We start from the raw sequence: 19,439 nt of genomic DNA on the forward strand, positions 1-19,439 counted from the left end.
GGATCACAGCAATGCCTTCAATCGAACTACGCACAAGGCAGTCTCTTGCACTAACGCCTCGTCTACAGCAGTCGGTGCGGCTCTTGCAATTGTCGGCTCTCGAGTTCCAGCAGGAATTGCGCACGGCGCTCGATACCAATCCGTTCCTTGAATACGACTCATCCGAAACGGAGGACGTCGCGCTCGCCAGCACGACGCCGGGCGAAGACGCCGGCGCGCTGCCCGCCGCCGATACGCTTGCCGCCGCCGGGCCGGACCGACAGCAGGCCGAAGGCGCCGGTACCGAAACGCTCGACAGCGCGGGTCAGGACGACATGCCCGCCGACTTTTCCGGCGACTACGGTTCGCGTAGCTCGACGCGCCAGAACGGTGACGCGGACGGCAGCGACCCCGCCGATTGGGCTCGCTCGCAACCCACGTTGCGCGAGCAGTTGCACGATGCACTGCGGCTGTACCGGCTCGACGACCGCGATCGCGCGGTGGCCCGGTTCATCATCGAGGCGCTCGACGACGACGGCTATCTGCGGCAGTCGCTCGCAGACCTGGCCGACAGCGTCGATCTCGAACCCGAACTGACCGAGGAAGAACTGCTGGTGGCGTTGCGCCTCGTGCAGTCGCTCGATCGTCCTGGGCTCGGCGCGCGTTCGCTGTCGGAATGCCTCGCGCTGCAGATCAATGCGCTGTCCGCGAGTACGCCGGGGCGTGACGTCGCGCGGCAAATCGCCGAGCATCATCTGGAACGTCTCGCGCGCCGCGAGCAGGCCGAACTGCAAAAGCAGATCGGCTGCAGCGCGGAGGAATTGCGCGTGGCCTGCGCGCTGGTGCGCAAGCTCGATCCGAAGCCGGGCAACTGCTACGGCCGTGCCGAGGACAACTACGTGGTACCCGACGTAATCGTGCGTCAAGCGCGCAACAAGTGGGTCGTGTCGATCAATCCGGCGGTGCAGCCGAGGGCGCGCATCCATCGCATGTATGCGCAGTTGTTCGCGCAGTCGGCCGGCGCGAGCCGTTCGCCGCTCGCGCAGCAGTTGCAGGAAGCGCGCTGGCTGATCCGCAACGCGCAACAGCGCTTCGATACGATTCAGCGGGTTGCCGAATGCATCGTCGCGCATCAGAAGGCGTTCTTCCAGTACGGCGAAATCGCGCTGAAGCCGATGGTGCTGCGCGACGTGGCCGACGAGTTGGGCCTGCACGAATCGACGATCTCGCGCGCGACGGGCAACAAATATATGGCGACGCCGCGCGGCATCTTCGAGTTCAAGCATTTCTTTCCGCGCGAGCTCGGCACCGAAAGCGGCGGCACCTGCTCGGCCGCCGCGGTGCGCGCGCTGCTCAAGGAGATGATTGCCGCGGAGAACACGCGCGATCCGCTGTCGGACGTGACGCTCGCGAAGATGCTCGCGGATCAGGGTGTACTGGTCGCGCGGCGCACGGTGGCGAAATACCGGCACCTGATGAAGGTGCCGCCTGCGGAACTACGCCGGCAGCTTTGATGCGGCGAAGCTTTGACGGGGGTTGGCAATGAAGTTTGGCGGGGGGGAAACCAGGTAGTCATTCAAACAGCAGTACATTGCGCACAGGGTCATGCGAGGTTCTCAGCTCGCATGACCCTTTTTCGTATCTGGACGTTTCGTCGGCGTGCCTTTACATTGGCGGGTCGAATGGAAAGAGATCCGCGCAACGGATCGGCACAACAACGGATGAGCGCAATGAAGTATTCGAATCTGGTCGAGCGACTGCAAGGGCGGCGCACGTCGGCGTGGGAAATTCATCGGGTCGCGCAGCAGGCGGCTGCCAGGGGCGAAGACGTGATCGTGCTGAGCGTCGGCGATCCCGAGTTTTCGACGCCCGCACCGATCGTCGAGCGCGCCGTCGATGCGTTGCGCGCCGGCGATACGCACTATACGGCGATGGCCGGTCGCGAGCCGCTGCGCGCCGCGATCGCCGCCGAGCACGCGCGCACGACGGGCCGTGACACGAGCGCCGCCAACGTGGTGCTGACCGCCGGCGCGCAAAACGGCGTGTTCGCGGTGTCGCTGTGCCTGCTCGAAGCGGGCGACGAAGTGATCGTTCCCGAACCGATGTATCTGACCTACGAGGCCTGCGTGCGCGCGGCGGGCGCGACGCTCGTCGCGGTGCCGGTCGACCGGGCGCGCGCATTTCACGTCGACTGCGACGCGCTCGAAGCGGCGATCACGCCGCGCACCAAAGCGATCTTTTTCGCGACCCCGTGCAATCCGACCGGCGTCGTGATGCAGCGAGCGGATCTCGAGCGGATCGCGCGGCTCGCGTGCGAGCACGACCTGTGGGTGCTGTCCGACGAGGTCTATGCGGAGCTCACGTTCGAGCGCGATCACGTGAGCATTGCGTCGCTGCCCGGCATGGCTGAACGCACGGTCACGCTCGGCAGCCTGTCGAAGTCGCATGCGATGGCGGGGTGGCGCGTCGGCTGGGCAATCGGGCCCGAGACGCTGATCGAGCACATGGCGCGGCTCGCGCTCGCAATGCTGTATGGCTTGCCGGGTTTCATCCAGCAGGCTGCATTGACGGCTTTGGAGAACAGGGCGGAGATCGTTGCCGATATCCGCGAGATCTACCGGCGGCGGCGCGACGTCGTGTTCGAGCGCCTGCATCGCGTGCCGGGCTTGCGGTGCCTGTTGCCCGAGGCGGGCATGTTCGTGATGGTCGACGTCAGCGGGACCGGGCTCGATACGACCGAGTTCACGTGGCAGCTGTTTCGCGCGCAAGGCGTGGCCGTGCTCGACGCGAGTGCGTTCGGGGAGACCGCGAACGGATTCGTCAGGCTGGGGCTGGTGGTGGGCGAGGATCGGTTGATCGAGGCATGCGAGAGGATCGCGCGGTTCGTCGAAGGGACGAGGGGCTGAGAGGGCGTGAGTCGGCGTTTGTGGAGAATCGGGCGGGCTTACCTGGCCAGTGCCAGGTAAGCCCGCCGAAAAGACGCCGTTCTAACATCGCAATACCGCCCGCCTCGCCCCCCGGTCTGATCCTGCGCCGCATATTCACAAAGTTCTCACGCAACCTGCGTTAGCCTGTCGGCCACTGCGCGCGCAGTGGCGGGTCCACGGACCGGCTCCAGCAATCCGACGACGTTCTGACGATCAGATGGAGGGTACTTATTGTGGCTACGGAGAATGGCGGTACGTTGTACGTCCTGCAGGCACGTCCACCGGCGATCATCGCGCTGTGGCCGGACGGTTCGCACGAGGTGGTGCTCGCGAATCTGATGCGTACACCCGACGGCATCAAGGTCGATGCCGAAAGCCAGACGGTGTACTGGACCAACATGGGTAGCGGCATCCATCTGATCGACGGCGATCCGGTCGCCGGCGCGGTGCCGCCGAACGACGGCACGATCGAAAGCGCGAAGTTCGACGGCAGCGAGCATCGTGTGCTGGTGCCATCAGGTGCCGCGGGAACGCCGAAGGAACTCGCGTTGGACATGGAGGGCGGATACCTCTACTGGTGCGACCGCGAAGGCATGCGCGTGATGCGCGCGCGCATGGACGGCACCGAGGTGACGGAACTCGTGCGCACCGGCAATTTCCCGGAGGATACCGGCGATGCCACCCGGCATTGCGTAGGCATTGCGCTCGACAAGCCGAACGGCCACCTCTACTGGACGCAGAAGGGACCGCCGGATGCGGGCGAGGGCCGGATTTTCCGGGCGAGCATCGACTTGCCTGCCGGCGCGCAACCCGATGCGCGTCCCGATCTCGAGTGCCTGCTCGACCGTCTGCCCGAGCCGATCGATCTCGACATCGATCATCGCGACGGCGTCCTCTACTGGACCGATCGCGGCGACGACAGGTACGACGGCAACACGCTGAATCGCGCGAAGATCACCGCGTCGGGCCTCGCGGATCGCGAAGTGCTCGCGCGTGAGCTGCAGGAAGGCATCGGCGTATCGCTGGATCGGCGCGGGCGCCGCGCGTTCGTGACGGACCTGGGCGGCAACGTGCGGGAACTGGACATCGATACGAAGCGTGCGGCGCACTTCACCACGGTTGCCCATCTCGGTCCGCTGACCGGTATCGATTACGCCGACGTGTAAGTGCTGCAAGCGGAGTTGCCCCGAAGGTGGCCGGGCAACTCCGCGTCATATCGGCATCGGATGCCGCCAGTCGATGCGGCCACCTCAAGCGGCCACCTCAAGCGGCCGCATAACCAAGCCGTCGCGCCTGGGTTCCCGCGAGAGCGAGGAGCGTGTCGTCGCTCGCGGCGGTATCGGGAATCAGATAAAGATCGCCGATATCGGTCACCGGATCGCTGAACGGCGTCGGTGAACTGCGTTGCGAGATCAGGAAGTCGCTGATCGGCGATGCATCCGCGAGGCCGAGAAACTGCCCGATGCTGGCCGCCGTCGCGCGCGGTTCTTCGATCACCTTCCGGTACGAAACGCTCAGCGCGTGAGCCGCCGGTATCTCTTCGAAGAATGCGTTGATCTCGCCGACGTATTGCCCCCACACGCGGATGCCGTCTTCGATCGATCCAGTCCAATGCTTGTGGACGAGCGAATTGGCCACGTGGCGAGGATCGCGGTGGATATGAATGAAGCGCGCCTGCGGCAGCAGTTCGCGGATCAGACGCAAACAGGAACCCGAGCGCGGCAGGCGTTCGACCGAACCCGTTCGGCCCGACAGTACCGTGGGGTCGGCATACGGGGGATGCTTGTCGCCCCAGATCGGCGCGCCGAACTTCAGCTCTTCGCGATAGAAGCGTTCGACCCATCCGCCGAGCGTCCGACGGCCGAATGTGCACAGGCGATCGCGCGAAGTCTCGCCGAGCAGATCGGCGCGATGGCAGCCGACTTCGAGGAAGTCCTTCAGCAATGCGAAGACGCGGCATTCGTTGGTCAGCTGGATCAGAGGATGCGCGTTCAGCACGGAACAGAGAAAGGTCGTTCCTGACCGGGGCGAGCCAATGATGAACAGCGGGAAGGACTCCATTGCGCGCTCCTTGTCGTTCGCTTTGGTTCCCAGCTTACGCAAGCAGCATGGCGTCAACCTGACGCGGGCATGACTCCCGCGCCACTCGCTTTGACACGAGTGACGTCGCCCGTCAGGCAGCGATTCGCAATTCTCGAATGGTGGCGCGCACGAGCAGAGCGTGTGCGTCGGCGTGGCTTATTTTTTCTTGCGCGCGAACTTCAAGCCGAAGCGCACCAGCCGCGGCATCGTTTCGGGCCGCAACAGCCGTGTGTCATATCCGGCGAATCGACGTTCGTTCTCCTGAAGACACAGTTGCATCAATTCCGGCACGCTGATATCGACATCCGTCACCGACTGCGCGCCGTTGACCGTGAAGTTGTTATCGTGCTCGTGGACGTTGCCCTCGGCATCCATCGCACGCGCGAGCCCGATACGCTCCCAGATCAGAAACGCCCACACGCCCGCCACCTTGATCTCGAAGCGGATGCGCTGCCACCATGAAAGCTGCGCGCGATGCCAGGCGACCCAGTTCGCGAACAGCAGAATATGGCGACACTCTTCCTGCATCACCGGCTCGAACGTCTCGGTCAGCTCCGGTGGGAACAGACCTGAGCGCCGCGCCACCTCGAACAGGCCGAACGCGAAGAAGCTGTCGATACATTCGCTGTAGCCGGTCACGAGGTACGCGCGTTCCGTGTCTTTCGGATAGACGTAAGCCGGCTCGCTCGCGAGCGCGATGCCGTACGCATGCACCATGCGCGACAGCACTTCCTTGTGGCGGTTTTCTTCCCACGCGTTGAGCGCCAGCGCGTCGCGCAGGTCCGGCGTGTCGAGCGAGGCCGCGTAGGCCGCCATGCGCAGGCGTGCCCTGCCTTCGGTTTGCACGGCGATGTCCCAGATGGGCAGTTCGACGATGCGCTGGAGCGTGGAGGCTTCGAGCTGCGGCCATGCGAGCACGGACGGGCGATATGGATTGAAGGTTTCGCGAAACATGCGGCACATTTCGTGCCGGTGCGTGTCGGAGCCCGGCGGCAGCGGGCCGCTGACGGCGCTCGTCCAGTGCCGCATCGCGTGGTCGGCGGCGTCGAGGGTCGAGGGGTCCGGCAGTTCCTGCGGCAGTTGCGGCGCGCGAAAGCCGGGGATCAGCGCTGCAGCGTCGAATGCATCCAGTACCAGTTGGGCCATTGGGTATTCTCGACAAGGCGACGAAGGCGCTGTCGATTCTGCCATGACTGCGCAGGTGTACGCCACGTCGAAGAAAAGCGCTTTGTAATGTTGGGCATGCAAGCATGCGCAAGGTTGACGCCGGGCAAACTTGCGTCAAGAATCGAGCGCCGGGTTTGCTCCAGAATCCGGCTAGACGGACTCCAGCGCGTTTCGACTCGTCGCGGACAACTTCATGATCCTTCGCTTCTCTCCTGTGTTGCACCGCTTGCTGACAGCGGGGTTCCCGGCCACCGTGCTGACCGTGACGCTCTGCGTGGCCGGTGCGGTGCCGTTCGGCGAACGGTGTATGGCATCCGAACAGGCCGATGCGTCGAGTACCGCGGACAGCGCAGCTACGGGGGAGAGCGCGGACGCCGCATCCGCGCCCATCGCGCCTCGCCAGGGCATGGAGGCGAGCGCGTCGCCTCCCGGCAATGCGCACGAGCCACACGCGCTGACAGCGCGCCCGAACGGCGAGCCGCGCAAGCGGACGGCTGCGCGCGGCGACCCGCAAGCTGCATCGAATCCGACGGATGCGGCCGACGCGACGGCGAGGGCTCGCAACGACAGGGCATCGACGCCCGCGATTCCCGTACCGCCCGAAGTCACCAGCGTCACCACGCATTCGCTTCGCCTGAACGGCCGCAAGCTCGACTACACGGCGACGGCCGGCAATCTGTTGTTGCACGACAAGACCGGCGCCCCCAACGCGAGCGTGTTCTATGTTGCGTACACGGTGCCGACCAGAACGCCGGCGACGCGTCCGGTCACGTTTCTGTTCAACGGCGGCCCAGGCGCCGGCAGCTTGTTTCTGATGATGGGCTCGGTCGGCCCGAAGCGCGTGCGCACCGCGAGCCCGGCGAGCACGCCGCCCGCGCCGTACACGCTCGAAGACAACCCCGACAGCCTGCTCGACATCTCGGACCTCGTGTTCATCGATGCGGTCGGCGCGGGCCTGTCGAGACCGGTCGGGCATGGCACCGGCAAAGACTTCTGGGGCGTCGATCAGGACCTCAGCGCGTTTGCGCAATTCATCGACCGTTATCTGACGGTGAATCAGCGCTGGAATTCACCGAAGTACCTGCTCGGCGAATCGTATGGCACCGCGCGCGCCGCGATGCTCGCTTATCAGTTGGGGCAGAACAATATCGCGCTGAACGGCGTGATCCTGCTGTCGTCGGTGCTCAATTCGGCGGCGTTCACGCCTGGCAACGATTTCAAAAGCGAGAGCTATCTGCCGAGTTTCGCGGCGATCGCGTGGTATCACGACAAGGTCACGCCGAAGCCCGCGAGCCTGCCGGCCTTTCTCGACGAAGCGCGCGCGTTCGCGCGCGGACCCTATGCGCAGGCGCTCGAACAGGGCGATGCGCTGCCCGCCGCGCAGCGCGACGCGATCGCCGCGCGCATCGCGTACTTCACCGGACTCGACGTGGGTTTCGTGAAGCGCAACCGTCTGCGTCTCTATCCGTCGCGATTCCGAAACGAGTTGCTGCGCAACGAGTCGCGCAGCGTGGGCCGCTACGATGGCCGTTTCGAAGGCCTGAACTACGACGATGCAGCGGAGGATCCCGACTTCGATGCGTCGGTCAGCGGCGTGTCGAATGCGTTCAATGCGGCGCTTCATCAGCATCTGTCGGAAGACCTGCACTACACGCCGACCGACCGCTACGTCGTGTTCAGCGACGACGCGTTGAAGCAATGGGACTGGAAACATCGCGAATGGTGGGGCGAACGGCTGCAGCTGCCGTACGCGGGCGGTGATCTGGCCGAAGCGATGCGGCAGAATCCGCAATTGCGCGTGCTGTCGCTGAACGGTTACTTCGATCTCGCCACGCCGTTCTTCGCGACCGAATATGCGCTGGCGCATCTCGGCCTCGATCGGTCACTGCGCGAGAACGTGAGCATCGCCTACTATCCGACCGGCCACATGGTGTATCTCGACGATGCCGCGTTGCACGCGATGAAGCGTGATCTCGTGAGCTTTTATACCGCGCAGCCGCGGTGAGATCGGCGAATCGGCGCACGGTGTCGAACGGTATAATTCCACGCACCGTGGAGTAGCCGCGCGCTCCGTCAACCGGCTTCATCGTTTGCCGCTTATGCCATTCACCCCGATTCCGTCCTTCGCGCGCAAGCGCATTTCCGACGTGGTGTCCGACCAGATCAAGCAACTGATCTCGGAGGGCACGCTGATGCCCGGCGACCGGCTGCCGGCCGAGCGCGATCTCGCGGCGCAGCTCGGTGTGTCGCGGCCGTCGCTGCGCGAGGCGCTGATCCGGCTGGAGGCGGACGGTTACATCGAAACGTCGGGGCGCGGAGGGTTCACGGTGGTCGACGTGACCGCGCCGATCATCTCGAAGCCGCTTGCCGAGCTGCTGCTGCAGAATCCGCGTACCAGTGCCGACATTCTGGAGTTGCGCCAGGGGCTCGAAGCGATCTCGACGGTCTATGCCGCGCAGCGCGCAACCGCCGCCGACCTGAAGAAAATCCACGCGGCGTTCGACGCGTTGAAGGCTGCGTCACTGTCGCGCGATCGCGCGAATCTCGCCGAACTCGATGCCGCGTTCCATCTCGCGATCGCGGATTCCACACACAACGTCGCGTTGGCGCATGTGATGCACGGCATTCATACGCTGATTCGCGAGGGCATGCGCCAGTATCATCGGCTGATCGATTACGACGACGCGATGGAAAAGCAGTTGATGAGCCAGCACCAGGCGATTTACGACGCCGTCGTCGCGCGCGATGCGCCCAAAGCACGCAAGGCCGCCGAGCGGCATCTGGCCTTCGTGCGCGAGATTTACAAGGACGATGCGACGAAGCCGTCGTCCGCGGTGATTTCCTGAGTTTGCCGGTTTCGATGCCCGCGGCCGAGTGTCGTCGCGGGCTCGAGAACATCAAGGTCAGGTGAGTCAGTCGGCGAGCAACACCTCTTCGCCTCGCCCCAACGACACGACGGCAGGTCGCTGCACCGGGGTCTCGATATCGATGTGCCGCCCCTCGCGCGAAGAGCGTTCGAAAGCATCCAGCACCTCCAGCACATGCAGCGCCAGTTCGCCGCTCGCGCGATGGGGCCGATCTCGACGCAATGCCACCGCCATATCCAGCACGCCCACCGCGCGGTAGTTGGCCACGCGCGCGCCACTCCTTAACGTGAAGTTGTCGACGCCGAAGGCATGGAGCTGGGTGTCGAGCGGTTTGAAGCCGCCGTCCCGTTCAGCCAGGCGCGGACTTCCGCCGAAGAAATTCGGGTCGACGCCCAACAGGCTGCCTTCCGTGCCATAGATTTCGATGGGCGAACGCTGATGAGCCCACACGTCCCACGAGGCAGTCATCGTCACGTTGGCCCCACTCGCAAATTGCAGGATACCGTTGACCGTGGTGGGCACCTCGACCTCGATGACCTGGCCCTTCAGCGGCTCACTGGAGATGATGCGCTGTGGAAAACCAATGGTCGCGCAAGCAGACACGCGTGCCACCGGCCCAAGCAGGTTCACCAGCTGGGTCACGTAATACGGGCCCATGTCGTGAATGGGACCGCCGCCTGGCTTGAAGAAAAACTCCGGATTGGGATGCCAGGACTCCATGCCGCGGGACAACACGGCCACGGCCCCGCCAATCGCACGCCCAATGCGGCCGCCATCGAGCGCCGCGCGGCAAGCCTGATGGGCCGCGCCGAAGAAGGTGTCCGGTGCGCAGCCCACGCGCAATCCCGCCGCCTCGGCTCGCGCCAACATCGCGCGTGCGGACGCGAAGTCGGTACCCAAAGGCTTTTCGAGGTAGACGTGCTTGCCCGCCTCCAGAATCTGCAGGCTTACCGGCACATGCGCGTGCGGCACCGTCAGGTTGATGACGATTTCGATGTCGGGGTCGGCCAGCAGCGCGTCCACCGTCATCGCGGCAACGCCGTGCTGCGAGGCCTTGGCCTGGGCGGCCTCCGGACGCAAGTCGGCGCAAGCCTTGACGCGGGCGAACTCCGAATTCGCCGCGCCGGTGAAATAAGCATCGCTGATGTTGCCGCAACCGATGATGCCGATGAGGACAGGTTTCATGGATCAGGCTCCGAGCTGGTGCAGATAGGCAAAGGCATTGCGGGCGAAGCGTTCCGCGTCGCTGGGATTGTCGTGCTCGGCGGCGAGGAAACGCGCCCCCGCTGCGCGGCAGGCCGCCGACAGCGTGGGCCAGTCCATCACGCCGTGACCCACGTCGGCCCAGCCGTCCTCGTCCAGTTTTTCACCCGCCGGCGCGAGGTCTTTCGCATGGGCCGAGACCACGCGGCCCGTATAACGACGCAGCCAGGGCAGAGGATCGGCGCCGCCGCGCACGAGCCAGGCCACGTCCACCTGCCAGCCGAGCGGGCTTGCCCCGGCGGACTCGAACAGCAGTTCCAGCGCCGTTGCGCCGTTCTCCTTGGCGCGGAGTTCCCAATCGTGGTTGTGGTAAGCGAGGGCGATGCCCCGATCGGCCAGCCGCTGGGCGAACTCGCCCAACTCGTTGCCGAGCGCCCGCCAATAGGCGGCGTCGCTGTCGCGCTCGGCTGGCGGCACCGCGGGCATGATCAACTGGGTGAACCCGATGGTCTCGCACGCCGCGGTTACGTCGTCCAGACGCTCACGCAGCATGGCCATGCTGAGGTGGCTGGAGGAGGCGCTCAGGCCGTGCGCTTGAAGCTTGTTCCGGGTGTCGGCCGCATCTTCCAGCAAGGACCCGATCAGCTCCACCTGGCGAAATCCCGCCTGGGCTGCAATGTCGAACTGCCGGTCTAAGTCGCCTGCTTTACGCAGGCTGTAAATCTGGATGGAAATGGGCAAGGCTTGATTCATGGTCGTCAATCCAAAGAGTCAAGGTGGATGCGGCGCGGATGGCAGGCTGCTCAGGTGACGAACAGCTTCCGCCGCGGGACTGCGTGCAGATCAGAAGGTAAGCGCTTTCCTGTTTCTCTGGAACACGGCTTTACCCCAGGCCGGCGGGGATCGGTTCAAACAAGAGTAAGCGCAAAGTCGCTTGAGATGCGGATTGTATAAATCCGCGGTTTGCGGCAACACCATGGCCTCCCGCAAGTCACGTCAGAATCCCCGCTCAGTTTGGAGGTCCGATAACGCATGATAGGAAAATATTTTCCCGGCGGTGCTAGAATTGTTACCTCCTTGCCGACGTCGGGTCCGCCGCCGCCTGAACCCACACCATGCGAAGCAAACCCTCTATCGAAGCCGTTGCCCGCGAGGCTGGCGTATCCATCGCCACGGTGTCGCGTGTGCTCAACGGGACCAAGCCCGTGTCGGCGGCCACGCGGCAGCGGGTCGAGGCAGCCGTCAGCGCACTGGATTACCGGGTCAATCCGTTCGGCCGCAGTCTGAGTACCGGCCAGAGTCGCATTCTGCTGATGCTCATGCCGGATTTCGCCAACCCCTATTACGCCGAGATCGTCCGCGGGGCCGCGGCGGTCAGTCGCCAGGCCGGTTACACGCTGCTGCCGGCGGACCTGGAAGCCTGGACCGGCACGGCGGACGCGTCGCTGCCGACGCTGGTCGGCAGTCTGAGCGACGGCGTCATCAATCTCGTGCCCATGTCCGACCAGGCAGCCCGGCGCGAGGCGGCGAATGGCAAACCGTGGGTCAATTGTTCGGAATTCTTGCCCGGTAGCGATGTGCCTTATGTCAGCATCGACCACCGCCAGGCCGCTACGGATGCCGTGCAGTACCTGATCAACAAGGGCCACCGGCGCATCGGTTTCATCACCAGCGATGAGCGCTTTTTGTATGCGCGTCAGCGCCGCGAGGGCTATGAGGCAGCACTACTGCGCGCAGGCCTCGCGCCTGCGCCCGAGCTTGTCTGTGTCACTGGCGACAATAGTTACGCCGCCGGAAGCCAGGCGGCGGCAAGTCTGCTGGCGGTGGTGGATCCGCCGACTGCGGTGTTCGCCGTGTCGGACACGTTGGCCATCGGCGCGATCAAGTGCTTCAGCAAAGCCGGGCGGCGGGTGCCGCACGACGTGGCGGTAATGGGCTTCGACGACGTGCCCATCGCCGACATCTTCGAGCCGGGGCTAACCACCGTGGCCCAGCCCATGGTCGAACTGGGCGCCGCGGCGGCCGAAATGCTGCTGGCACTGCTGGACGGCGAACGCCCCGCGCCGCGCATCCTGCAGCATCGGCTGGTGCTGCGGGAGTCGGTTTGAGCGGTCGGCTTCATGGCAATGGCGGCGGGTCGCAGCCACTGCGCCGCCAGGCGGCCAATGCTATGACGCCAGTTGCACATTCTCTGGCGCGCTACGCAGGCTGTCCGAATTGACACCGCTGACGGACTTTTTTATAGTCTTGGTCAGACCAACATGACCAAGACGACCAAACCGGCCGCACCGGTCAACCGACATCGTCCCCGCCGCTTTTCCTGAAGAGCCTATGAAAGTCGCACTGTTTATCCCGTGCTTTATCGACGCGTTCTATCCCGAGGTCGGTATCGCGACGCTCGAACTGCTCGAACGTTTCGGCATCGAGGTCGACTATCCGCAGCAGCAAACCTGCTGCGGCCAGCCGATGGCCAATAGCGGCGCACACGCGGACGCCGCCGCCACCGAGCGGCTGTTCGCGCGCAACTTCGCCGGCTACGACTACATCGTCGGTCCGTCCGCGAGCTGCATTCATCACGTGCGCGAGCATCTCACCGCGCTCGAGCAGACCGACGAAGTGAGGAAAGTGCGCGCAAGCGCCTACGAGCTGGTCGAGTTTCTGCACGACGTGATCGGCGCGCGCGAATTTCCGTGGGCCGAGTTTCCGCATCGCGTCGGCCTGCACACCAGTTGCAGCGCGCTGCGTCATCTGAAGCAGGCGTCGGCGTCGGAAATCGCCGGTCCGTCGTTTTCGAAACCGCGCGCGCTGCTCGAAGGCGTGAAGGGCATCGAGTTCGTGAAGCCCGCGAGGCCCGACGAATGCTGCGGCTTCGGCGGCACGTTCTCGGTCACCGAGGAAGCGGTTTCGGTGCGCATGGGCCAGGACAAGGTGCGCGACCATCTGAATGCGGGTGCCGAGTACATCGTTTCGGGCGACATGTCGTGCCTGATGCACCAGCAGGGTTGCGCGGAGCGCATGAAGGCCGACGCGCGCTTCATTCATATCGCGCAGGTTCTCAATGGAGCACGCGCATGAGCGGCGACCATCATCGCGTCGATCACGCCAAAGCGGCGGGTTCGTTCATCGGCAAGACCGAGCACGTCGCGTTTCACGACAAACGTCTGTGGGACCTGCGCGAGAAGCGCGACGCGCAGGCGCACGGCATTGCCGAATGGGAAACCTTGCGCTCGCTGGCCTCGGGCATCAAGGAACACACGCTGTCGCATCTGGCCGACTACCTGGAGCAGTTCGCGGCGGCGGCCGAGGCCAATGGCGTGGTCGTGCATTGGGCCGCGAGCGCGGAAGAGCACAACGCAATCGTCCACGACCTGATGGCCGAGCGCGGCATGACGACGCTCGTGAAGAGCAAGTCGATGCTGACCGACGAATGCCGGATGCGCGAGTATCTCGAACCGCGCGGCATTACCGTGATGGAGACGGACCTCGGCGAGCGCATCCAGCAGCTCGATCACCAGGACCCGAGCCATATGGTCGTGCCGGCCGTGCACAAGCTGCGCGCGGACGTGGCCGAGCTGTTCGGCCGCACCATCGGCACCGATCCGACGAATAGTGACATCCACTATCTGGCCGAAAGTCAGCGCATGAACACGCGGCCGTATTTCGTGCGCGAGAAAACCGCTGGCATGACCGGCTGTAATTTCGCGGTGGCGGAAACGGGTACGGTCGTCGTCTGCACGAACGAAGGCAATGCGGATCTTTCGGCGAACGTGCCGCCGCTGCATATCGCATCGATCGGAATCGAGAAACTGATCCCGAAGGTGTCGGATCTCGGCGTGTTCGTGCGCATGCTGTCGCGCAGCGCATTGGGTTCGCCGATCACGCAGTACACGTCGCATTTTCGGGCGCCGCGGCCGGGCACCGAGATGCATTTCATCCTCGTCGATCATGGCCGCTCCGAGCGGCTCGCCATGGAGGACTTCTGGTACTCGCTCAAATGCATACGCTGCGGCGCGTGCATGAATACGTGTCCGGTCTATCGGCGCAGCGGCGGGCTGTCGTATGGCGGCACCTATTCGGGACCGATCGGCGCGATCATCAATCCGACTTACGATCTGAAACGCTATAGCGCATTGCCGTTCGCGTCCACACTCAATGGCAGTTGCACGAACGTGTGTCCGGTGAAGATCAACATTCACGAGCAGATCTATAAGTGGCGCGCGGTCATCGCCGAGCAGCACGAAGTGCCGTTCGTCAAACAGGAAGTACTGAAGATGGCCGGGCGGCTGCTATCGAGTCCAACCTTGTATCGCGCGACGGTGTCGTCGATGGGCAGCGCGTTGCGGCGGCTGCCGAATTTCGTGCTGTACAACCCGCTGAATATCTGGGGCCGGCAACGCGAATTGCCGGCCGCGCCGAAGATGACTTTTCATGCCTGGTACAAAAAGAATCGCGGAGGCGGCGATGGCAACACGTGAGGCTTTTCTCGCCAAAGTGCGCGCCGCGCAACCGGCCGCGCAGCCGCGTCCCGACGTGCCGCTGTTCGATGCGGTGGGCGGCGATCTGCGGGCGCGTTTTACGGCGGCGTTGCAAACGATGGGCGGCACCTGTGTCGAAGCGACAAGCGCGAGCGACGTCGGCGATCTGATTCGCGAACGTTTTGGCGCGGCGGCATCGATTGCGTCGGCGAGCGCCGAAGTGCCGGGCACGCGCGCGATCGGCGCGGATACGGACCCCGCATCGCTGCAGGACGTCGACGTCGGTGTGGTGCGGGCGCGCTTCGGCGTCGCCGAAACCGGCTCGGTGTGGTTCAGCGAGCGCGAATATGTGGTCAACGCATTGGGCTACATCGTCCAGCATCTGGTGGTGCTGCTCGATCCGACGCAATTGCTCGATGGACTGCAAGACGTCTATCGTCGCGACGATTTCCGCAGTGCGCGTTACGCGGCGCTCGTTACCGGACCATCGGCGACGGCCGATATCGAGGGCGTACTGATTCGCGGCGCGCAGGGCGTGCGTTCGCTGACGGTCGTGTGGCTCGCGGGCTGATCCGCGGCGGTTGCCGCGCCGGACTTTGCTATCATCACTGTATAAACATACAGGTTCTGCAAAAAGCCCGTGGCAACCGACGCTCGCTCAGAGATCCGCTCTGACGTCCCTTACTACCTGCTGAATTTCGAACGCGCGCTGGCGTGGCTCGCCGCGCGTTACGACGACCTGCTCGACGACGAAGAGCACGCCTTTCTGCAAACTTTCGCGGAATTGCCGCAGGCATCGCGTGCGTTGCTGGTGCGCATGCTGATGCGCAAAGGCATGCTGTTTCGCGCGAGCCGCCTGACTTACGACGAGATCGGCTGTCCGTTGCAGGCGGCGATGCCGATGGCCGTGCATCGCTGGATCGACACCGAGCCCGCTCTGTCTCTCGACGATCTGTTTGCGCTCAGCACGCGAGCGCAGTTGATGGACATGTTCGCGCACGCGATCGCGCGGATTCCCGGCGCGAAGGCATTGCGCAAACCCGATCTGCTCGCAACGCTGCGCGCGTTTTACGAAACTGAAAGCGGCGATGAGCCTGCACGCACATCACGTCCGCTCGCCGCGTGGCACGAAACTACGACAGACCGCGTGCTGCACGTCGCGATCGCGCCGTTGTGCGATCGTTTGCGGCTGATGTTCTTTGGCAATCTGCATCAGGACTGGTCGGAGTTCGTGCTCGCCGATCTTGGCGTGTTCCAGTACGAGAAGGTCGCGTTCGGCCCGTCGTCGCGCGCGTTCCAGCAACGCGCGGACGTCGACGTCTATCTCGCGCTGCATGCTTGCCGCGAAGCGCTGGAATGGCTACCGGTCGACAACGACACCAGCCACCTTGACGAACTGATTGCAACCGTTCGCTCGATCGACACCGCAAATCCGTGGCTCGAAACGCGCCGGGCGAAACTGCTGTTCCGGATCGGTCAGGATTGCGAGCGGCGCGCCCAGTGGGACATCGCGCTCGCGGTGTACGAGGCCTGCGCATGGCCCGGCGCGCGTCATCGGCGCATGCGCGTGCTCGAACGCAGTGAGCGTCACGGCGAAGCGCTCGCGCTGGCGTCGCAGGCGGACACCGTGCCCGAGAGCGAGGAAGAGGCGCAGCGCGTCGCCCGGATGTTGCCGCGCTTGCGGCGCAAATGCGGCGAGCCGGTGCAGCGCGCCGCGGCGGTGCGGCCTGTGGAGCGCGGCACGCTGGTGCTGCCGAAGCCCGACACGCCCGTGGCCGTCGAATACCTGGTTCGCGATCATTTGGGCAGCGACGCCGCGCCGGTGCACTACGTCGAGAACGCGCTGATCAATTCGCTGTTCGGCCTGCTGTGCTGGGAGCCGGTTTTCGCGGCGTTGCCCGGCGCGTTTTTTCATCCGTTCCAGCGCGGACCGGCCGATCTGCACGCGCCGGATTTTCACGCGCGTCGCGCCCCGCAGTTCGCCGCGTGTTTCGCGCAGCTCGACAGCGGCGTCTATCGGGAGACGATTCTGCGTCATCTGCACGACAAGGCCGGCATGCAGTCGCCGTTCGTGTTCTGGGGACTGCTGAGCCCGGAGCTCGTCGCGCTCGCGCTCGACTGTCTGCCCGCCGCGCATCTGAAGCTGTGGTTCGAGCGCTTGCTGCGCGACATTCGCGGCAATCGTTCGGGCTTGCCGGACCTGATCCGGTTCTGGCCGGCCGAGCGTCGCTACGAATTGATCGAGGTGAAAGGCCCCGGCGATCGTCTGCAGGACAACCAGATCCGCTGGCTCGCGTACTGCGTGCAGCACGGCATGCCGGTGCGCGTCGTCGACGTGCGCTGGGCCGGGCAACAGGCGCAGAGCGAAGCGGACGTCGCGACGCAGGCCGAGGCGGAGCGCGTCGTATGAGCTACGTGGTGGCCGTGCGCGCGATGTGCGAATTCACCGCGCGGCGCGGCGATCTCGATCTGCGCTTCACGCCCGCGCCGACGTCGCTCGAAGGCATCGCCGGTCATCAGATGGTCGCCGGCCGTCGCGCGAGCGGCTATGAGACCGAACTCACGCTGACGGGCACGCATCGCAGTCTGACCGTGCGTGGCCGCGCGGACGGCTACGACGGAATCGCCAACCGGCTCGAAGAAGTGAAGACCTATCGCGGCGATCTCGCTCGCATGCCCGCCAATCATCGCGTGCTGCACTGGGCGCAGGCGCTCGTCTATGGGCATCTGCTGTGCCGGGCGCGCGGGCTCGGCGAGCTGACGGTCGCGCTGGTGTACTTCGATATCGGCACTCAGAAGGAAACCGTGCTGACGCAGCAGCACAGCGCGCGCGAGCTCGAAATCTTCTTCGTCGACCAGTGCGAACGATTTCTCGATTGGGCCGTGCAGGAAGACGCGCATCGCGTCGCGCGCAATGCGGCGCTCGTCGCGGTGCAGTTTCCGTACGGCCAGTTTCGCAGTGGGCAGCGCGAGCTGGCGGTGGCAGTGTATCGCGCGGCGCGCGACGGCAAGCCGTTGATGGCGCAGGCGCCGACCGGCACCGGTAAGACGCTGGCGACGATTTTTCCGTTGCTGAAAGCCTGCGGCGAAGACCGGCTCGATCGCGTGTTCTTTCTGACCGCGAAGACACCGGGGCGCGCGCTTGCGCTCGATGCGATCGACTCGCTGCACCAGGCGGCGCCGTTGCCGCTCAGAACGCTCGAACTCGTCGCGCGCGACAAAGCCTGCGAGCATCCGGACAAAGCCTGCAACGGCGAGTCCTGTCCGCTCGCGCGCGGCTTTTACGACCGTCTCGATGCGGCGCGCGCCGCCGCGCTGGCGACGCCGCGGCTCGATCGCGCGGCGGTGCGCGAGGCCGCGCTCGCGCACGACGTCTGTCCGTACTATCTGGCGCAGGAGCTCGCGCGCTGGGCCGATGTGATCGTCGGCGATTACAACTACTACTACGACGGCAGCGCGATGCTGTACGCGCTCACGCAGATCAACCAGTGGCGCGTCGGCGTGCTGGTCGACGAAGCGCACAACCTGCTCGAACGCGCGCGCCGCATGTATACCGCGTCGCTCGATCAAAGCGCGTTCCGGCTCGCGCGCAACAACGCGCCGGCGGCGCTGAAAAAGCCGCTCGAACGCTTGCAGCGCGAGTGGAATGCGCTAAAGCGTGCTCAGACGGCCAGCTATCAGGTGTATGCGAAGGTGCCCGGCAAACTGCTGTCCGCCGCGCAGAATCTGATCGGCGCGGTAACGGATCAGCTCGCCGACGCGCCGCTGTCGATCGACGAGCACGCGCTGCGGTTTTTCTTCGACGCGATGCACTTCGTCGCGCTGGCCGAGCAGTTCGGCGAGCACTCGATGTTCGACGTGACCTTGAGCGCTGACCGCTACGCGCCGCGCGACAAAATCAGTGCGGCACTATGCGTGCGCAACGTGATCCCCGCGCCGTTCCTCGCGCCACGCTATGCGGGCGCGCGTACCACGGTGATGTTCTCGGGCACGCTGAATCCGCAACACTTCTATCGCGACACACTTGGGCTCGCCGACGACACGCAATGGCTCGACGTCGAAGGACCGTTTCGCGCGGAGCAGTTGCAGGTGCACGTGGCCGCTCATGTGTCGACGCGCTGGCGCGACCGCGAACGCTCGCTCGCGCCGATCGTCGAGCTGATCGCGAAGCAGTACGACACGCAGCCCGGCAATTATCTCGGGTTCCTGAGCAGTTTCGACTATCTGCAACGCGTGGTTGCGCTGCTGCGCGAGCGGTATCCCGGCTTGCCGGTGTGGGTGCAGGAGCCCGGCATGGACGAAGCCGCGCGCGATGCGTTTCTCGCGCGCTTCAGGACGATGAATCAGGGCATCGGCTTCGCGGTGCTCGGCGGCGCGTTTTCGGAAGGAGTCGATCTGACCGGGCAGCAACTGATCGGCGCGTTCGTCGCGACTCTCGGTCTGCCGCAGGTCAACGACGTCAATGAGCAGATGCGCCGCACGCTCGATGCGCGCTTCGGCAACGGCTACGACTACATGTACCTGTATCCGGGATTGCAGAAAGTCGTGCAGGCGGCGGGGCGCGTGATCCGCACCGAAGAGGACCGCGGCGTCGTGCATCTGATCGACGACCGCTTTCGCAGGCCGGAGGTGCGGCGGCTGTTGCCGCGCTGGTGGCAGGTTCGCTAAAGCGGCGCCGCGCTAGCGAACCTCTACGCGCGCTGCGGGCGCCGCGTCACGCATAACGCCTCACGCCTCAC

General features: G+C 64.9%; 15 protein-coding genes. 11 read left to right on the forward strand and 4 right to left on the reverse strand.

Annotated features, from left to right (window positions below):
• The first annotated feature begins 11 nt into the window (after positions 1-11).
• From L0U84_RS27045 to L0U84_RS27055, 3 genes are all read left to right on the forward strand, one after another.
• The gene (locus L0U84_RS27045) at positions 12-1,493 is read left to right on the forward strand and encodes an RNA polymerase factor sigma-54 (RefSeq protein WP_233854388.1); all 1,482 of its coding nucleotides are present in this window, start codon (positions 12-14) and stop codon (positions 1,491-1,493) included.
• A 216-nt stretch (positions 1,494-1,709) separates the two neighbouring features.
• Positions 1,710-2,885 (forward strand): pyridoxal phosphate-dependent aminotransferase, encoded by a 1,176-nt coding sequence (locus L0U84_RS27050; RefSeq protein WP_233854396.1) that lies wholly within the window; start codon positions 1,710-1,712, stop codon positions 2,883-2,885.
• Positions 2,886-3,139: 254 nt separating this feature from the next.
• Entirely contained in the window at positions 3,140-4,072 is a 933-nt protein-coding gene (locus L0U84_RS27055) for a YncE family protein (RefSeq protein WP_233854399.1), read from the forward strand.
• Between the two features lie 97 nt (positions 4,073-4,169).
• Here the strand turns inward: L0U84_RS27055 and L0U84_RS27060 are convergent, their stop codons facing one another.
• Positions 4,170-4,967 carry a sulfotransferase family protein gene (locus tag L0U84_RS27060; RefSeq protein WP_233854407.1) on the reverse strand — a complete coding sequence of 266 codons (798 nt, stop codon included), beginning with the start codon at positions 4,965-4,967 and terminating at the stop codon, positions 4,170-4,172.
• Between the two features lie 177 nt (positions 4,968-5,144).
• Positions 5,145-6,134 (reverse strand): ferritin-like domain-containing protein, encoded by a 990-nt coding sequence (locus L0U84_RS27065; RefSeq protein WP_233854409.1) that lies wholly within the window; start codon positions 6,132-6,134, stop codon positions 5,145-5,147.
• Between the two features lie 214 nt (positions 6,135-6,348).
• On the opposite strand from L0U84_RS27065, the gene L0U84_RS27070 reads away from it, so the two are divergent.
• The gene (locus tag L0U84_RS27070; RefSeq protein ID WP_233854411.1) at positions 6,349-8,160 is read left to right on the forward strand and encodes a S10 family peptidase; all 1,812 of its coding nucleotides are present in this window, start codon (positions 6,349-6,351) and stop codon (positions 8,158-8,160) included.
• Positions 8,161-8,254: 94 nt separating this feature from the next.
• Complete coding sequence (locus tag L0U84_RS27075; RefSeq protein WP_233854413.1) at positions 8,255-9,001, forward strand: FadR/GntR family transcriptional regulator; 747 nt, start codon at positions 8,255-8,257, stop codon at positions 8,999-9,001.
• 66 nt (positions 9,002-9,067) lie between these two features.
• On the opposite strand, the gene L0U84_RS27080 is transcribed toward L0U84_RS27075, so the two are convergent.
• The gene (locus L0U84_RS27080) at positions 9,068-10,207 is read right to left on the reverse strand and encodes a Gfo/Idh/MocA family protein (protein ID WP_233854415.1); all 1,140 of its coding nucleotides are present in this window, start codon (positions 10,205-10,207) and stop codon (positions 9,068-9,070) included.
• Positions 10,208-10,210: 3 nt separating this feature from the next.
• Positions 10,211-10,978 carry a sugar phosphate isomerase/epimerase family protein gene (locus tag L0U84_RS27085; protein ID WP_233854417.1) on the reverse strand — a complete coding sequence of 256 codons (768 nt, stop codon included), beginning with the start codon at positions 10,976-10,978 and terminating at the stop codon, positions 10,211-10,213.
• 362 nt (positions 10,979-11,340) lie between these two features.
• Here L0U84_RS27085 and L0U84_RS27090 point away from each other — a divergent pair, with 362 nt between their 5' ends.
• The 6 genes from L0U84_RS27090 (at position 11,341) to L0U84_RS27115 (ending at position 19,368) form a co-directional block, all read left to right on the forward strand.
• Positions 11,341-12,333 (forward strand): LacI family DNA-binding transcriptional regulator, encoded by a 993-nt coding sequence (locus L0U84_RS27090; protein ID WP_233854419.1) that lies wholly within the window; start codon positions 11,341-11,343, stop codon positions 12,331-12,333.
• Between the two features lie 223 nt (positions 12,334-12,556).
• Entirely contained in the window at positions 12,557-13,300 is a 744-nt protein-coding gene (locus L0U84_RS27095) for a (Fe-S)-binding protein (RefSeq protein WP_233854421.1), read from the forward strand.
• On the forward strand, positions 13,297-14,700 hold the full coding sequence (locus tag L0U84_RS27100; RefSeq protein ID WP_233854424.1) for a lactate utilization protein B: 1,404 nt from the start codon (positions 13,297-13,299) through the stop codon (positions 14,698-14,700). The genes L0U84_RS27095 and L0U84_RS27100 overlap by 4 nt, the downstream gene beginning before the upstream one ends.
• The gene (locus tag L0U84_RS27105) at positions 14,687-15,271 is read left to right on the forward strand and encodes a LutC/YkgG family protein (protein ID WP_233854442.1); all 585 of its coding nucleotides are present in this window, start codon (positions 14,687-14,689) and stop codon (positions 15,269-15,271) included. The genes L0U84_RS27100 and L0U84_RS27105 overlap by 14 nt, the downstream gene beginning before the upstream one ends.
• A gap of 69 nt (positions 15,272-15,340) precedes the next feature.
• Positions 15,341-17,110, forward strand: coding sequence for a VRR-NUC domain-containing protein (locus tag L0U84_RS27110; RefSeq protein WP_233854444.1), 1,770 nt, complete (start codon positions 15,341-15,343; stop codon positions 17,108-17,110).
• Positions 17,107-19,368, forward strand: a complete 2,262-nt coding sequence (locus L0U84_RS27115) for an ATP-dependent DNA helicase (RefSeq protein ID WP_233854446.1) — start codon at positions 17,107-17,109, stop codon at positions 19,366-19,368. Before L0U84_RS27110 ends, L0U84_RS27115 begins: the two co-directional genes overlap by 4 nt.
• Positions 19,369-19,439: the final 71 nt, after the last annotated feature.

This window comes from Paraburkholderia sp. HD33-4, from assembly GCF_021390635.1.
GTDB lineage: Bacteria > Pseudomonadota > Gammaproteobacteria > Burkholderiales > Burkholderiaceae > Paraburkholderia.

Excerpts from the sequence above, each read along its gene's own strand:
- L0U84_RS27045 (WP_233854388.1), top strand. The coding sequence starts at position 12 with ATGCCTTCAATCGAACTACGCACAAGGCAGTCTCTTGCACTAACGCCT.
- L0U84_RS27050 (WP_233854396.1), top strand. The coding sequence starts at position 1,710 with ATGAAGTATTCGAATCTGGTCGAGCGACTGCAAGGGCGGCGCACGTCG.
- L0U84_RS27060 (WP_233854407.1), bottom strand. The coding sequence starts at position 4,967 with ATGGAGTCCTTCCCGCTGTTCATCATTGGCTCGCCCCGGTCAGGAACG.
- L0U84_RS27065 (WP_233854409.1), bottom strand. The coding sequence starts at position 6,134 with ATGGCCCAACTGGTACTGGATGCATTCGACGCTGCAGCGCTGATCCCC.
- L0U84_RS27070 (WP_233854411.1), top strand. The coding sequence starts at position 6,349 with ATGATCCTTCGCTTCTCTCCTGTGTTGCACCGCTTGCTGACAGCGGGG.
- L0U84_RS27075 (WP_233854413.1), top strand. The coding sequence starts at position 8,255 with ATGCCATTCACCCCGATTCCGTCCTTCGCGCGCAAGCGCATTTCCGAC.
- L0U84_RS27080 (WP_233854415.1), bottom strand. The coding sequence starts at position 10,207 with ATGAAACCTGTCCTCATCGGCATCATCGGTTGCGGCAACATCAGCGAT.
- L0U84_RS27085 (WP_233854417.1), bottom strand. The coding sequence starts at position 10,978 with ATGAATCAAGCCTTGCCCATTTCCATCCAGATTTACAGCCTGCGTAAA.
- L0U84_RS27090 (WP_233854419.1), top strand. The coding sequence starts at position 11,341 with ATGCGAAGCAAACCCTCTATCGAAGCCGTTGCCCGCGAGGCTGGCGTA.
- L0U84_RS27095 (WP_233854421.1), top strand. The coding sequence starts at position 12,557 with ATGAAAGTCGCACTGTTTATCCCGTGCTTTATCGACGCGTTCTATCCC.
- L0U84_RS27100 (WP_233854424.1), top strand. The coding sequence starts at position 13,297 with ATGAGCGGCGACCATCATCGCGTCGATCACGCCAAAGCGGCGGGTTCG.
- L0U84_RS27105 (WP_233854442.1), top strand. The coding sequence starts at position 14,687 with ATGGCAACACGTGAGGCTTTTCTCGCCAAAGTGCGCGCCGCGCAACCG.
- L0U84_RS27115 (WP_233854446.1), top strand. The coding sequence starts at position 17,107 with ATGAGCTACGTGGTGGCCGTGCGCGCGATGTGCGAATTCACCGCGCGG.